This is a genomic window from Enterobacter sp. 50793107 (assembly GCF_001463365.1).
GTDB lineage: Bacteria > Pseudomonadota > Gammaproteobacteria > Enterobacterales > Enterobacteriaceae > Enterobacter > Enterobacter cloacae.
The window spans coordinates 45,809-59,942 of record NZ_LNII01000083.1; the positions used below are offsets into that span (position 1 = coordinate 45,809).

Genomic DNA, 14,134 nt, shown 5'->3' on the forward strand with positions numbered 1-14,134 from the left:
TGACAGGAGTATTTATGAATCAATCCTATGGAAGACTGGTCAGCCGGGCCGCCATTGCCGCGACGGTGGTGGCCTCAAGCTTACTGGTCATCAAAATATTCGCGTGGTGGTACACGGGCTCGGTCAGTATTCTGGCGGCGCTGGTGGACTCGCTGATGGATATTGCCGCCTCGCTGACCAACCTGCTGGTGGTGCGTTACTCGCTGCAACCGGCGGATGAAGAGCACACCTTCGGACACGGCAAAGCCGAATCGCTGGCGGCGCTGGCGCAAAGTATGTTTATTTCCGGCTCTGCGCTGTTTCTGTTTTTAACCGGCATTCAGCATCTTGTTTCGCCATCACCCATGAACGATCCCGGCGTGGGCGTGGTGGTGACGGTGGCTGCACTTATATGCACCCTTGTTCTTGTAACGTTCCAGCGCTGGGTGGTTCGAAAAACGCAAAGTCAGGCTGTACGGGCGGATATGCTTCATTATCAGTCTGATGTTATGATGAATGGCGCTATTCTTATTGCGCTCGGTCTGGCCTGGTATGGCTGGCATCGGGCCGATGCGTTATTTGCGTTAGGGATTGGCATCTATATTTTATACAGCGCTTTGCGGATGGGGTATGACGCGGTGCAATCGCTTCTTGACCGTGCGCTCCCCGACGCAGAACGCGATGAAATTTATACTATCGTGACCTCCTGGCCGGGTGTCAGTGGTGCTCACGATCTTCGTACGCGGCAGTCAGGGCCGACCCGCTTTATTCAGATTCACATAGAAATGGAAGACAACCTGCCATTGGTTCAGGCTCACGTTATTGCTGAGCAGGTGGAGCAGGCAATTTTGCAGCGTTTTCCTGGGTCAGACGTCATTATTCACCAGGATCCCTGCTCGGTTGTACCCGGTTATGTTGGGCTTTCGTAATTCGTTGTAAAAAAGTGAGCCAGGCCAGCATTTTGTGTATAAATTACCGCCATTTGGTCTGACCTGAATCAATTCAGCTGGAAGTGGTTGATATACTATTTGCAGTATTCGTTGGTCGACAAGTTTCTTCCGGCAACAGATTTCAATTTTGCATTCCTAAGTTCAGAGGTAGTCATGATTAAGAAAATCGGTGTGTTGACAAGCGGCGGTGATGCGCCGGGCATGAACGCGGCAATTCGTGGGGTTGTTCGTGCAGCGCTGACGGAAGGTCTGGAAGTTTTTGGTATCTATGATGGTTATCTGGGTCTGTATGAAGACCGTATGGTTCAGCTCGACCGTTACAGCGTATCTGACATGATCAACCGCGGTGGTACTTTCCTCGGTTCTGCGCGCTTCCCGGAATTCCGCGACGAACACGTGCGTGAAGTGGCTATCGAGAACATGAAAAAACGCGGCCTCGACGCACTGGTTGTTATCGGTGGTGATGGTTCGTACATGGGTGCAAAACGTCTGACTGAAATGGGCTTCCCGTGCATCGGTCTGCCTGGCACCATCGACAACGACATCAAAGGTACTGACTACACCATCGGTTACTTCACCGCCCTGGGTACCGTTGTGGAAGCGATTGACCGTCTGCGTGACACCTCTTCTTCTCACCAGCGTATCTCCATCGTTGAAGTGATGGGCCGTTACTGTGGTGACCTGACCCTGGCTGCGGCTATCGCGGGCGGTTGTGAGTTCGTCGTGGTTCCGGAAGTGGAATTCAGCCGTGAAGATCTGGTTGCAGAAATCAAAGCCGGTATCGCCAAAGGTAAGAAACACGCCATCGTCGCGATCACCGAGCATATCTGTGACGTTGATGAGCTGGCGAAGTACATCGAAGCAGAAACCAAACGCGAAACCCGTGCGACCGTTCTGGGTCACATCCAGCGTGGTGGTTCCCCGGGTCCATACGATCGTATCCTGGCTTCCCGCATGGGTGCGTACGCCATTGAACTGCTGCTGCAGGGCCACGGCGGTCGTTGCGTCGGTATTCAGAACGAAAAACTGGTTCACCATGACATCATCGACGCCATCGAAAACATGAAGCGTCCGTTCAAAGGTGACTGGCTGGACTGCGCGAAAAAACTGTACTGATCGGTGTTTGTATTGTGCCGGGTGGCGGCAAGGTAAATGCAAAACGGTAACCCCAGGGTTACCGTTTTTTATGGTAGCGCCCTCTCCCGTGGGAGAGGGTTGGGGTGAGGGCATCAGGCCACTCATCCACTTTTTTATTCCTCAAAGTTATAGCCAATCTTTTTTTATTCTTTAATCATCAATTCCGTTTCTGGCACGCTGCATTCATCAAAACACTACACATGAGAGCTGGGCGATGAATAAATGGGGCGTGGGTTTAACATTATTGCTGGCATCGACCAGCGTTCTGGCTAAGGACATCCAGTTACTGAACGTGTCATACGACCCGACGCGTGAGCTGTACGAGCAGTACAACAAAGTCTTTGCGGCACACTGGAAACAGGAAACGGGCGACAACGTGGTGGTTCGCCAGTCTCACGGCGGCTCTGGTAAGCAGGCGACCTCCGTCATCAACGGCATTGAAGCGGATGTGGTGACTCTGGCGCTGGCCTACGATGTGGACGCAATTGCCGAACGTGGCCGCATCGACAAAAACTGGATCAAACGCCTGCCGGATAACTCCGCGCCATATACTTCGACCATCGTTTTCCTGGTGCGTAAAGGCAACCCGAAACAGATCCATGACTGGAACGACCTGGTTAAACCTGGCGTATCGGTCATCACGCCGAACCCGAAAAGCTCCGGCGGCGCACGCTGGAACTATCTGGCAGCCTGGGGCTATGCCCTGCATCACAACAATGGCGATCAGGCCAAGGCTCAGGAGTTCGTCAAAGCGCTGTATAAAAACGTTGAAGTGCTCGACTCCGGCGCACGTGGCGCCACCAACACCTTCGTAGAGCGCGGCATTGGCGATGTGCTGATTGCCTGGGAAAACGAAGCCCTGCTGGCGACCAACGAGCTGGGTAAAGACAAATTCGAGATCGTGACCCCGAGCGAATCTATTCTCGCCGAGCCGACCGTTTCTGTGGTGGATAAAGTGGTCGATAAGAAAGGGACCAAAGCGGTGGCGGAAGCCTACCTGAAGTATCTCTATTCGCCGGAAGGCCAGGAAATTGCGGCGAAGAACTTCTATCGCCCACGCGATCCGGCGGTTGCGAAGAAATACGACAGCGTATTCCCGAAACTGAAGCTCTTCACCATTGATGATGAGTTTGGCGGCTGGACAAAAGCCCAGAAAGACCACTTCTCTAACGGCGGTACATTCGATCAGATCAGCAAACGCTAGGCTTTTGTAACGAACGACACGGTGACCCGGTGTGAGAAATCCGCCGGGTTTTTTATTTGGTCATCATTTTGCGTTACTCTTTGGCCTCTACTGAAAACAGGGAACGCATTGTGAAAAAAATTATCTTACTGATTCTGATTGTTATCGCCCTTGCCGCGGGTGGCGTGTACTGGATGAAAGCAGGTAATCCGAATGCGTTGCGTCACATCGTGCTGGACCAGTGTGTGCCGAATCAGATCCAGCACCGCAATCCGGCGCCGTGTGCACAGGTGAAACCTGACGCGGGCTATGTGGTGTTCAAGGATCGCAACGGTCCGCTGCAGTACTTATTGATGCCCACCTACCGCATCAACGGTACCGAAAGCCCGCTTCTGACAAAGCCTCAAACACCGAACTTCTTCTGGCTGGCATGGCAGGCCCGTAGCTTTATGAGCATGAAGCACGGATCCGAGGTGCCAGACAGCGCAATTTCATTGACCATCAACTCACCCACGGGCCGCACGCAGAATCATTTCCATATCCACATCTCCTGCCTGCGCCCGGACGTGCGCGAGAAGCTCAATGCCGCGCAGGGGCAAATCAGCACCCAATGGCTGCCACTTCCCGGTGGACTGGAAGGACATGAATATCTCGCTCGCCGGGTGACGGAGAACGAGCTGGTGCAGCGGAGTCCGTTTATGATGCTGGCGGAAGAGCTGCCGGAAGCGCGTGACCATATGGGGCGCTTCGCGCTGGCGATGGCCCAGCAGTCGGATGGCTCGTTTGTGTTGCTGGCAACCGAACGTAATCTGCTGATGCTTAACCGCGCGTCGGCTGAGGAATTGCAGGATCATCAATGCGATATCCTGAAGTGACCCCACCATAAATAGCGTTTACTCGTCCTGCCTGTCGCCGTAGACTTGCTGAAAAAAACGACAGGAGACAGGCATGTCGCTCTGGTTAACCCACCCTCTGTTTGTGCCCTCAGCGATCGTCGGCGTCACCATTGTGTTATGGGCGACGTCGCTATTGCCGGAATTCATTACCGCGCTGCTGTTCTTCACGGCAGCGATGACCGCCAGAATTGCCCCGCCGGAGGTCATTTTTGGCGGCTTTGCCTCGTCTGCCTTCTGGCTGGTGTTCAGCGGCTTTGTGCTTGGGGTGGCAATCCGGAAAACCGGTCTGGCTGACAGGGCTGCACGGGCGCTCTCCGCCCGGCTCACCGACTCCTGGATGCTAATGGTGGCCAGCGTGGTTCTGCTGAGTTATGCCCTGGCGTTTGTGATGCCGTCGAACATGGGGCGTATCGCGCTGCTGATGCCCATCGTGGCCGCGATGGCAAAACGTGCCGGTATTGCCGACGGGTCGCGCGCCTGGTTTGGCCTGGCGCTGGCCGTTGGTTTCGGCACCTTCCAGCTTTCGGCCACCATCCTGCCTGCCAACGTTCCCAATCTGGTGATGAGCGGCGCGGCAGAGGGCTCATACGGTATTCATCTGAACTACGTGCCTTATCTGCTGCTGCACACGCCCGTGCTCGGTATTCTCAAAGGGTTGATTCTGATTGGTTTAATCTGCTGGTTATTCCCCGGTAGCCCGAAGCCGCCCAGGGATCTGGCACCCGCTGAACCGATGGGGCGAGATGAAAAACGCCTTGCCTGGCTGCTGGCGGTGGTATTGGGAATGTGGGTGACGGAGAGCTGGCACGGTGTGGGGCCGGCATGGACCGGACTTGCGGCATCGGTCATTGTGATGCTGCCACGCGTAGGTTTTATCACCGGAGAAGAGTTCTCGGCGGGGGTGAATATGCGCACCTGTATTTATGTGGCAGGCATCCTCGGTTTGGCCATTGTGGTGACGCAAACCGGTATCGGTCCGGCGGTGGGGGAGGCGTTGCTGAAGATAATGCCGCTGGACGCCGACAGACCGTTCACCAGTTTCCTGGCGCTGACCGGGATCACTACGGCACTGAACTTTATTATGACGGCTAACGGTGTTCCGGCGCTTTACACCACGCTGGCGCAGAATTTTTCAGAGGCGACGGGCTTTCCGCTATTGTCTGTCATCATGATTCAGGTGCTGGGCTATTCCACGCCGCTGCTGCCGTATCAGGCGTCGCCGATAGTGGTGGCGATGGGCTTAGGAAAGGTGCCTGCAAGGGCGGGGATGGTGCTCTGTCTGGCGCTGGCAATTGCCACGTATCTGGTGCTGCTGCCGCTGGATTATCTGTGGTTTAGCGTTTTAGGTCGTTTGTAGCGATTTTGTAGGGCGGGTAAGCGCAAGCGCCACCCGCCACAACAGCATTACGCCTGTTTAGCCGCTTCTGCCGCTTTAACGATCACCGCGAAAGCGTCAGCTTTCAGGGATGCACCGCCAACCAGCGCGCCATCGATGTCTGGCTGGGTGAACAGTTCTGCCGCGTTAGAGGCATTTACGGAACCGCCGTACTGGATGATGACCTGCTCTGCCACTTTCGCGTCGGCTTTCGCAATGTGGTCACGGATGAATTTGTGAACCGCCTGAGCCTGCGCTGGGGTTGCAGATTTGCCGGTACCGATCGCCCAGACTGGCTCGTAAGCGATAACCGCGCCTTCGAATGCTGCCGCGCCCTGCGTCTTCAGCACAGCGTCGATCTGACGTGCGCACACTTCTTCCGTTTTGCCTGCTTCGTTTTCTGCTTCGGTTTCACCGATGCACAGAACCGGGATCAGACCCTGCTCTTTCAGCACCGCAAATTTCTTCGCGATGAACTCGTCGGATTCTTTGTGGTAGGTGCGACGCTCAGAGTGGCCGATGATGATGTATTTGGCGCCGATATCTTTCAGCATTTCAGCGGAGGTTTCACCGGTGAATGCGCCAGACAGGTTAACGTCAACGTTCTGTGCGCCCAGAATGATGTGGCTGCCGTCAGCGGCACGTTTAGCCAGATCCAGGTACATATCCGGCGGAGCGATAGCAACCGCGCAGCCAGTCACGCCAGCCAGCTCTTTACGCAGGTTCGCAACCAGTTCGTTTACCATGTGGCGGCTGCCGTTCAGTTTCCAGTTACCCATCACTAAAGGATGTCGCATTTCAATTCTCCACGCTAAATAAGCGAATTAAGGAATATGGCCACCCTGACGGGCAGCATGGTCTGTGAATCAGTATAGAGATTTTCCCTCGAAAGGCTTTGCTTTTTGTCATTAATTCGCCCCTCCGAGTGTGTCAGATAGTGCCAGCTTAATCGGTTCAACAGCGAAGGTCAGGCCTTTTTCGCCGTTATCCGCCACCACATAGCGCACCGCGCCTTCGGTTTCGGTGTAATAGCGCTTGTTTTTACCCGTAACCAGCAGTTTTTGCAGCTTTTGTTGGCTCTGTTTTTTTGTCAGTGCGGGCGTAAATGCCTGCAGCACCGCGCTCATGTACTCCAGCGCCTTCGCCTTGGCGGCTTTCTGCTCTGGCCCCTGAATCGGCAGCCAGGTGATCTGCATACTTTTGATTTTTAGCGTACCGCGCTCCAGCGCAGTGGACGCGTACAGGTTCTCGTTAATCTTGCTGGCGGCACGGGTCAGGTTTGGAGTATCGCGTGCGCCATCAATGGCGCGAAATTCATCCATCGGCAGCGTTGGATTGGTTTTGTTAAACGTTTCACGAAACTGACTGATGGACTGATCGAACGATGGCGCACCCGCCAGGAGGTAGGGCGCGGTTGTCGGAGCAGGGGGTTCGGCGGCGTGCAGGGGGAGACCGGCGCTCAGCATCGCGAAACACAGGAAAAGAAGGTGTGCCGAATTTTTCATCAACATTGTCCCTAGCCGTAAGTGCTCATGATTAAATCGATATCTGGTCGGCTTGTCAAAAGGTCACAACTCCAGGGTAAAATGCGCACGATATGATAATAAGGAACCTTACATGACCATACAGCAGTGGTTGTTTTCATTCAAAGGGCGTATTGGACGCCGTGATTTCTGGATCTGGATGGCGACGTGGATTATCGCCATGCTGCTTCTGTTTTTTGTGGCCTATAACGCATGGCTGAGCACGCAAACCGCGGCGTTTGCGCTGGTTTGTTTACTGTGGCCAACCGCGGCCGTGGTGGTGAAACGCCTGCACGATCGCGGTCGTTCCGGTGCATGGGCTTTTCTGATTATTCTGGCGTGGATGCTGGTCGCCGGGAACTGGTCAATACTTCCGTCCATCCTCCCCTGGGTGGTGGGCAGACTGCTACCGACCATTATCTTTGTGATGATGGTTATCGATCTGGGTGCGTTCATCGGCACCCAGAGCGAAAACAAATACGGTAAAGACACTCTTGAGGTGAAATACCGCTGATCACCAGTAGTGTTCGGCGGTCATATGACCCGGTCGGCGGCGAAGGTGTTTCGTCATCTGCCGGGTATCTTTCAGAAGCTGCTGAGTGTCCCGTACCATCTGCGGGTTACCACACAGCATCACGTGGCTGGTTTCGGCACGCATCGGCAAGCCAACGGCTTCTTCCAGGGCTCCACTCTCAATTAATGCCGGCACGCGGCCGGTCAGCGAACCTGCTGCCGTTTCGCGGCTTACCACGGTCTGGATTTTCAGCTTTCCGGCATACTGCCGCTCCAGCTCCTGCATCTGCGGCAGATAGCTTAAGTCTGCGGCGTAACGCGCGGCATGCACCAGCACGATGTTTTTAAACCGCTCCAGGTCTTTGCCGTACTGCAGAATGGAGAGATAGGGGCCGATGGCCGTGCCGGTTGCCAGCATCCACAGGGTTTCGCAGTCCGGAATTTCGTCCAGCACGAAGAAACCTGCTGCGTCACTCACAATCTGGACATCATCACCGGGTTTAAGCGCCGCCAGGCGCGGGCTAAGTTTGCCGTCCGGGACGGTAACCAGATAGAACTCGAGATCCGGATTATCGGGCGCGTTGACGTACGAGTAAGCGCGCTGCACGCGTTCGCCGTCGATATCCAGCCCCAGTTTGGCAAACTGTCCGGCCGTAAACGGATGGATGGGGGCGTGCACGGTGAGACTAAATAGCGCATCGGTCCAGAATTTTATCTTAGTGACTTTACCTGTTACCCAGTCCGCCATGATCTTCTCCTGTGCTGTTTCTCGGATCTATCTTCCGTATTTGTGATGAAGATATCCAGCCCATTCGGGCTGGAAAGCTCTATCGATCAAACGGTTTTACAGAATGTGCGTCTGTACGTCCGGGTCTTTACGATCGAGATAGTGAATTGACTGAATGCGACGAATGGTGCGCGATTTACCGCGGATCAGCAGCGTTTCCGTGGTCGCCATGTTGCCTTTGCGGGTGATGCCATCCAGCAGATCGCCTTTGGTGATGCCGGTCGCGGAGAAAACAACGTTGTCGCTGCGGGCCATTTCGTGAAGTGCGAGGACTTTATTGGCTTCGATACCCATTGCCTCACAGCGCGCCAGCTCATCTTCGCCAATGCGGCGATTCTCTTCGTTGTCGCCTTTGACCTCATGACGGGGCAGCAGGCGGGCCTGCATGTCGCCATCCAGCGCGCGAATCACCGCAGCAGAGACCACGCCTTCCGGCGCGCCGCCAATACCGTACAGGACATCCACTTCACTGTCTGGCATGCAGGTCAGAATGGAGGCCGCCACGTCGCCATCCGGGATGGCAAACACGCGTACGCCCAGCTTTTGCATCTGCGCGATGGTAGCGTCGTGACGTGGTTTCGCCAGAATGGTGACGGTGAGTTCGCTCAGCGGCTTGTTCAGCGCGCTGGCGACATTACGCAGGTTCTCTTCCAGCGGCAGGCTGAGGTCGATGGCGCCTTTCGCGCCTGGACCGACAATCAGCTTTTCCATGTACATATCCGGTGCGTTGAGAAAGCAGCCTTTATCACCCACGGCCAGCACGGCCAGCGCGTTGGCCTGACCCATCGCCGTCATGCGTGTGCCTTCGATCGGGTCGACGGCGATATCCACGGCATCGCCTTTGCCGGTACCCACTTTTTCACCGATGTAGAGCATTGGCGCTTCGTCGATCTCGCCTTCGCCGATCACAATAGTGCCGTCAATATTGACCTGATTGAGGACAATGCGCATGGCATGGACAGCCGCACCGTCGGCGGTATTTTTGTCGCCACGGCCAAGCCATTTATAGCCTGCCAAAGCAGCGGCTTCGGTAACGCGGGAAAACTCGATAGCAAGTTCACGTTTCATGAGGTACTCGTGCAATCAAAAGGAATTGCACGAAGTTTATCACAGAGTGGGGCGAGGCGAGGGGACCGGTACAGCCGGAGCCCCTCACCCTGACCCTCTCCCCGGGGGAGAGGGAATGTATGATTACTCTTCGTGCTCTTCCCACGCCAGGGCGCGTTTCACCGCTTTCTTCCAGCCGCTGTAGCGGTAGTTACGCTCGGTGGTTTCGATGCCAGGGCGGAATTCACGTTCGATAACCGCTTTTTCCTGCAGCTCGTCCAGATTTTGCCAGAAGCCGACCGCCAGACCCGCAAGGTACGCCGCACCCAGCGCGGTCACTTCGCGCACTTCCGGGCGTTCCACGCGGGTGCCCAGAATGTCGGACTGGAACTGCATCAGGAAGTTGTTCGCGACTGCACCGCCATCCACGCGCAGAGCGTGCAGACGGATGCCGGAGTCAGCCTGCATCGCTTCCAGTACGTCGCGCGTCTGGTAAGCGATAGATTCCAGGGTGGCGCGAATAATGTGGTTAGAATTCACGCCACGCGTCAGGCCGAAAATCGCGCCGCGTGCATACGGATCCCAGTACGGTGCGCCCAGACCGGTAAACGCAGGTACCACGTACACGCCGTTGGTATCCTTCACTTTGGTGGCGAAGTACTCGGAGTCGAACGCATCACTGATAAGCTTCATTTCGTCGCGCAGCCACTGGATGGATGCACCCGCCATGAACACCGCACCTTCCAGCGCATAGTTCACTTCACCGCGTGGGCCGCAGGCGATGGTGGTCAGCAGACCGTTTTCTGATTTCACCGCTTTCTCGCCGGTATTCATCAGCATAAAGCAGCCGGTACCGTAGGTGTTTTTCGCCATCCCTTCTTTAACGCACAGCTGGCCGAACAGCGCCGCCTGCTGGTCACCGGCGATACCGGCGATAGGAATACGCGTGCCGCCTTTACCACCGATGTTGGTCTGACCGTAAACTTCAGAAGATTTACGTACTTCTGGCAGCATAGCGCGTGGAATATCCAGCGCGTCCAGCATCTTGTCATCCCATTCCAGCGTGTTGATGTTGAACAGCATGGTACGCGAGGCGTTGGTGTAGTCCGTGACGTGAACGCGACCTTGGGTCATCTTCCAGATAAGCCAGGTATCGACGGTACCGAACAGCAGTTCGCCGCGTTTTGCACGCTCACGTGAACCTTCCACGTGGTCAAGGATCCACTTCACTTTGGTACCCGAGAAATACGGGTCAACCACCAGGCCCGTGGCGCTGCGGACGTACTCTTCCATACCGTCGCGCTTCAGCTGTTCGCAAATCTCTGACGTACGACGACACTGCCAGACGATGGCGTTATAAATTGGCTTCCCGGTTTCACGTTCCCAGACGATTGTCGTTTCACGCTGGTTGGTAATACCAATTGCGGCTATTTCGTCAGAACTGATATCGGCTTTCGCCAGCACTTCGACCAGCGTGGAGCTTTGCGATGCCCAGATCTCCATCGGGTCGTGCTCTACCCAGCCTGGACGAGGATAGATTTGCTCAAATTCACGCTGTGACACGCTGACAATGTTCGCGTCATGATCCATTACGACAGCGCGGGAGCTGGTGGTGCCCTGGTCGAGCGCAACGATATATTTTTTTTCGGTCATGGTGTAAGTCCCGTAGTCAGATTACAGCGAAGCTTTTTGTTGTGCGGTAGAAGTCGTCTCTTTCTCCTCGTCCACACAGGTGTCGCACGGTAAGTGGCGACCAATTAATTTGCGATAGCTAAACGCACCCAGCGCAGCCCCGACAACCGGCGCAAACAGCGGAACCAGGAAGTAAGGAATGTCTTTGCCACCGGTGAAGGCCACGTCGCCCCAGCCTGCGATAAAGGCGAACGCTTTTGGTCCGATATCACGCGCCGGGTTCATTGCGAAGCCGGTCAGCGGGCCCATGGATGCGCCGATCACCGCAATCAGCAGGCCAATCAGCAGAGGTGCCAGCGGGCCGCGCGGAATGCCGTTTCCGTCGTCGGTCAGCGCCAGGATAACGCCCATCAGAATAGCGGTAATCACCATTTCAACTGCGAACGCCTGCACAAAATTGATATGCGGGTTTGGATATGTAGAGAAGATACCTGCCAGATCCAGACTTTCGACGCTGCCGCGCACCATATGATGCGTCTGTTCGAAGTCGATGAAAAGATTGTAATAAAGCCCGTAAACTAACGCCGCTGCGCAAAACGCGCCGGCAAATTGAGAAATAATGAAAGGAACAACTTTGCGTCCGTCGAAGCACGCGAACAGCCACAGTGCGATGGTCACCGCCGGGTTAAGATGTGCGCCAGAAACACCTGCAGTCAGGTAGATGGCCATCGCCACACCCAGACCCCAGATAATACTGATTTCCCACTGACCAAAACTGGCACCCGCCACTTTCAGTGCAGCAACACAGCCCACTCCGAAGAATATCAACAACCCGGTACCAAGGAACTCGGCAATGCACTGGCCTTTTAAGGTTGATGTCTGACTCATAATCGGAATCCTGAAGAGATTGATGTTTATTGTTAGCATGGCCGCCCGTGACAGCCATGATGTCCTGTAGACATAGTGTTAATTTATCGTTAACGAGCAAAAACGAGAAATATCGAAATCAAAATGTGTGGTCTGTGTCAATAAAATGAGCGTTTACGCGCCATAAAGCGCATTTTTGCATCAGCGCGAGAGTATGAGCTGAATCATTTCATTAACTAATGAGTTAACAACTTAGGGGTAATTGCCGCGAACGCACCAGGACGAGGCCGAAAAGTGTTGCAAACCGCGATCTGCGCGGTGTGTCGCTGGACAGGGGCGACGGGGCTTCATACAATCGGCATAGATGTTGTGCGCGTTTACGTTAAAGCGTCGCCTTGCAATTCAGGAGAGGTAGGATCATGTCTTTAGAAGTGTTTGAGAAACTGGAATCGAAAGTACAGCAGGCGATTGACACCATCACGCTGCTGCAGATGGAAATTGAAGAGCTGAAAGAAAAGAACAACAGCCTGGCGCAAGAAGTGCAGACAGCTCAGCACGGCCGTGAAGAACTGGAGCGCGAAAACAACCAGCTGCGTGAACAGCAGAACGGCTGGCAGGAACGTCTGCAGGCGCTGCTGGGACGTATGGAAGAGGTTTAATTCCCCTGGGATTGAACTGAGCAGGCCGGGTAAGGCGAAGCCGCCACCCGGCTTTTTTATGGCGCTCGCTTACTGTTTACTACTCAATATCCAGCGGATCTTCGGAGAGGATAATGCCGGTGTTATCGGCATAGAGATGGTCGCCGGAGAAGAAGGTCACGCCGCCGAAATTGACGCGGATATCGCTTTCGCCAATGCCTTCACCTGCGGCGCCTACCGGAATGGCGGCAATCGCCTGAATGCCGATATCGAGGTCTTCGAGATCGTCCACCTGGCGTACTGAACCGTAGACCACAATGCCTTCCCATTCATTTTGCACGGCAATTCCGGCCAGTTCCGCGTCAATCAATGCACGACGTACGGAGCCGCCGCCATCAACCAGCAGCACGCGACCACGACCGTTCTGTTCGAGCAGATCGTACAGCAACCCGTTATCCTCGAAACATTTCACCGTGATGATTTGTCCGCCAAACGAAGACCGTCCACCAAAGTTGGAGAACAGCGGTTCAACGACGTTGACATCTTCCTGGTAGATGTCACAAAGCTCGGAGGTATCGTATTTCATAGGTTTAACGCTCTGTTGCTGCGAATGTGTTCAGTATATCGTGCGAAATGCGTTGTTGGCAAAATCATCAATTGTTAATTGATATTTGTCAGTTAACTCAGCGTCTGGCTCAGGACAATCCCTATCACGAACAACAGGTTAGTGAGCAGTGCGCCTTTTACCGTGCGCTCAAGCATCGGTGGCATGGCTGCCGGGCTGAGCTCACGCATCACAAAGCGGGCCTGTTTAATCAGCAGCGGCGCGGCGAGCACAAACAGCCAGCCCCAGAGGCTATGCAGCGAGATCAGGTTGAACAGTGCGAAGCAGAGCAGGGCGCCCATCAGCAGGCAGGCATGATAGCGACGCGCGTTAACCGGCCCCAGACGCACGGCCAGCGTGTTTTTGCCGTTCTCACGGTCGCTGTCGATATCGCGCAGGTTGTTGATATTAAGTACCGCCGTTGCCAGCAGACCGCAGGCGGTGGCGGGCAGGAACAGGGCAGGGATAAGCGTATGCGCCTGTAAGTACCAGCTGCCCATCACGCTCAGCCAGCCAAAAAATACCAGCACGGAAATATCACCCAGGCCGATATAACCGTAAGGGCGCGTGCCGACGGTATAGGTAATGGCGGCGATAATAGCGAGCAGGCCCAGCACCAGAAAACCAATGAAATCACTGGTGGTTTTCGAGGCGACCGTCACCAGCGCCAGGCCGGATAAACAAATCAGTACCACGGTGATAATCAACGCGCGCTTCATCTGTGCCTGCGTAATCACCCCTTTCTGCATCCCGCGCAGAGGGCCGATACGGTCAGGCTTATCGCTACCTTTAACCGCATCGCCGTAGTCGTTGGCGAGATTAGAGAGGATCTGCAACAAACCGGCGGTGACCAGCGCCAGCACGGCAACCAGCGGATTGAAATACCCCTGCCACCAGGCAAGGACGGTACCGACGATAATCGCGGCAAAGGCCAGAGGAAGGGTTTTAGGGCGCAGACTTTCGAGCCACGCCTGAGTACGGCTGATATCAGTCATAGTTATTA

General features: G+C 55.0%; 15 protein-coding genes. 7 read left to right on the plus strand and 8 right to left on the minus strand.

The window, feature by feature from the left end; genetic code table 11:
* Positions 1-14 precede the first annotated feature (14 nt).
* From fieF to APU11_RS12835, 5 genes are all read left to right on the plus strand, one after another.
* Positions 15-908: a CDF family cation-efflux transporter FieF gene (fieF, locus tag APU11_RS12815; RefSeq protein ID WP_013099328.1), complete on the plus strand. Its 894-nt coding sequence runs from the start codon at positions 15-17 to the stop codon at positions 906-908.
* A gap of 174 nt (positions 909-1,082) precedes the next feature.
* Positions 1,083-2,045 carry a 6-phosphofructokinase gene (pfkA, locus tag APU11_RS12820; RefSeq protein ID WP_013099327.1) on the plus strand — a complete coding sequence of 321 codons (963 nt, stop codon included), beginning with the start codon at positions 1,083-1,085 and terminating at the stop codon, positions 2,043-2,045.
* Between the two features lie 235 nt (positions 2,046-2,280).
* A complete protein-coding gene (locus tag APU11_RS12825; RefSeq protein ID WP_058651856.1) occupies positions 2,281-3,270 on the plus strand; it encodes a sulfate ABC transporter substrate-binding protein in 990 nt (329 codons plus the stop codon).
* A 110-nt stretch (positions 3,271-3,380) separates the two neighbouring features.
* Entirely contained in the window at positions 3,381-4,124 is a 744-nt protein-coding gene (locus tag APU11_RS12830; RefSeq protein WP_020686902.1) for a CDP-diacylglycerol diphosphatase, read from the plus strand.
* Positions 4,125-4,197: 73 nt separating this feature from the next.
* Positions 4,198-5,502, plus strand: a complete 1,305-nt coding sequence (locus APU11_RS12835) for an SLC13 family permease (protein ID WP_047023905.1) — start codon at positions 4,198-4,200, stop codon at positions 5,500-5,502.
* 47 nt (positions 5,503-5,549) lie between these two features.
* On the opposite strand, the gene tpiA is transcribed toward APU11_RS12835, so the two are convergent.
* Both tpiA and APU11_RS12845 read right to left on the minus strand, forming a co-directional pair.
* Positions 5,550-6,317: a triose-phosphate isomerase gene (gene tpiA / locus APU11_RS12840; RefSeq protein WP_003862019.1), complete on the minus strand. Its 768-nt coding sequence runs from the start codon at positions 6,315-6,317 to the stop codon at positions 5,550-5,552.
* Between the two features lie 111 nt (positions 6,318-6,428).
* Positions 6,429-7,025, minus strand: a complete 597-nt coding sequence (locus APU11_RS12845) for a DUF1454 family protein (RefSeq protein ID WP_060578509.1) — start codon at positions 7,023-7,025, stop codon at positions 6,429-6,431.
* Positions 7,026-7,137: 112 nt separating this feature from the next.
* Here APU11_RS12845 and APU11_RS12850 point away from each other — a divergent pair, with 112 nt between their 5' ends.
* Positions 7,138-7,557 (plus strand): DUF805 domain-containing protein, encoded by a 420-nt coding sequence (locus tag APU11_RS12850; protein WP_020686904.1) that lies wholly within the window; start codon positions 7,138-7,140, stop codon positions 7,555-7,557.
* On the opposite strand, the gene fpr is transcribed toward APU11_RS12850, so the two are convergent.
* From fpr to APU11_RS12870, 4 genes are all read right to left on the minus strand, one after another.
* Entirely contained in the window at positions 7,558-8,304 is a 747-nt protein-coding gene (gene fpr / locus APU11_RS12855; protein ID WP_013099320.1) for a ferredoxin--NADP(+) reductase, read from the minus strand. It abuts the gene before it with no gap.
* Positions 8,305-8,400: 96 nt separating this feature from the next.
* The gene (gene glpX / locus APU11_RS12860) at positions 8,401-9,411 is read right to left on the minus strand and encodes a class II fructose-bisphosphatase (protein ID WP_013099319.1); all 1,011 of its coding nucleotides are present in this window, start codon (positions 9,409-9,411) and stop codon (positions 8,401-8,403) included.
* A gap of 123 nt (positions 9,412-9,534) precedes the next feature.
* Positions 9,535-11,043, minus strand: coding sequence for a glycerol kinase GlpK (gene glpK / locus APU11_RS12865; RefSeq protein WP_013099318.1), 1,509 nt, complete (start codon positions 11,041-11,043; stop codon positions 9,535-9,537).
* Between the two features lie 21 nt (positions 11,044-11,064).
* The gene (locus APU11_RS12870) at positions 11,065-11,910 is read right to left on the minus strand and encodes an MIP/aquaporin family protein (RefSeq protein WP_013099317.1); all 846 of its coding nucleotides are present in this window, start codon (positions 11,908-11,910) and stop codon (positions 11,065-11,067) included.
* Between the two features lie 398 nt (positions 11,911-12,308).
* Between APU11_RS12870 and zapB the strand changes: the two genes are divergently transcribed.
* Positions 12,309-12,548, plus strand: coding sequence for a septal ring assembly protein ZapB (zapB, locus tag APU11_RS12875; protein ID WP_013099316.1), 240 nt, complete (start codon positions 12,309-12,311; stop codon positions 12,546-12,548).
* A 79-nt stretch (positions 12,549-12,627) separates the two neighbouring features.
* Here the strand turns inward: zapB and rraA are convergent, their stop codons facing one another.
* Together rraA and menA are read right to left on the minus strand one after the other, a co-directional pair.
* Positions 12,628-13,113, minus strand: coding sequence for a ribonuclease E activity regulator RraA (rraA, locus tag APU11_RS12880; RefSeq protein WP_013099315.1), 486 nt, complete (start codon positions 13,111-13,113; stop codon positions 12,628-12,630).
* A gap of 92 nt (positions 13,114-13,205) precedes the next feature.
* Positions 13,206-14,126: a 1,4-dihydroxy-2-naphthoate polyprenyltransferase gene (gene menA, locus APU11_RS12885; protein WP_045901632.1), complete on the minus strand. Its 921-nt coding sequence runs from the start codon at positions 14,124-14,126 to the stop codon at positions 13,206-13,208.
* Positions 14,127-14,134: the final 8 nt, after the last annotated feature.

Excerpts from the sequence above, each read along its gene's own strand:
- fieF (WP_013099328.1), top strand. The coding sequence starts at position 15 with ATGAATCAATCCTATGGAAGACTGGTCAGCCGGGCCGCCATTGCCGCG.
- pfkA (WP_013099327.1), top strand. The coding sequence starts at position 1,083 with ATGATTAAGAAAATCGGTGTGTTGACAAGCGGCGGTGATGCGCCGGGC.
- APU11_RS12825 (WP_058651856.1), top strand. The coding sequence starts at position 2,281 with ATGAATAAATGGGGCGTGGGTTTAACATTATTGCTGGCATCGACCAGC.
- APU11_RS12835 (WP_047023905.1), top strand. The coding sequence starts at position 4,198 with ATGTCGCTCTGGTTAACCCACCCTCTGTTTGTGCCCTCAGCGATCGTC.
- tpiA (WP_003862019.1), bottom strand. The coding sequence starts at position 6,317 with ATGCGACATCCTTTAGTGATGGGTAACTGGAAACTGAACGGCAGCCGC.
- APU11_RS12845 (WP_060578509.1), bottom strand. The coding sequence starts at position 7,025 with ATGAAAAATTCGGCACACCTTCTTTTCCTGTGTTTCGCGATGCTGAGC.
- APU11_RS12850 (WP_020686904.1), top strand. The coding sequence starts at position 7,138 with ATGACCATACAGCAGTGGTTGTTTTCATTCAAAGGGCGTATTGGACGC.
- fpr (WP_013099320.1), bottom strand. The coding sequence starts at position 8,304 with ATGGCGGACTGGGTAACAGGTAAAGTCACTAAGATAAAATTCTGGACC.
- glpX (WP_013099319.1), bottom strand. The coding sequence starts at position 9,411 with ATGAAACGTGAACTTGCTATCGAGTTTTCCCGCGTTACCGAAGCCGCT.
- glpK (WP_013099318.1), bottom strand. The coding sequence starts at position 11,043 with ATGACCGAAAAAAAATATATCGTTGCGCTCGACCAGGGCACCACCAGC.
- APU11_RS12870 (WP_013099317.1), bottom strand. The coding sequence starts at position 11,910 with ATGAGTCAGACATCAACCTTAAAAGGCCAGTGCATTGCCGAGTTCCTT.
- zapB (WP_013099316.1), top strand. The coding sequence starts at position 12,309 with ATGTCTTTAGAAGTGTTTGAGAAACTGGAATCGAAAGTACAGCAGGCG.
- rraA (WP_013099315.1), bottom strand. The coding sequence starts at position 13,113 with ATGAAATACGATACCTCCGAGCTTTGTGACATCTACCAGGAAGATGTC.
- menA (WP_045901632.1), bottom strand. The coding sequence starts at position 14,126 with ATGACTGATATCAGCCGTACTCAGGCGTGGCTCGAAAGTCTGCGCCCT.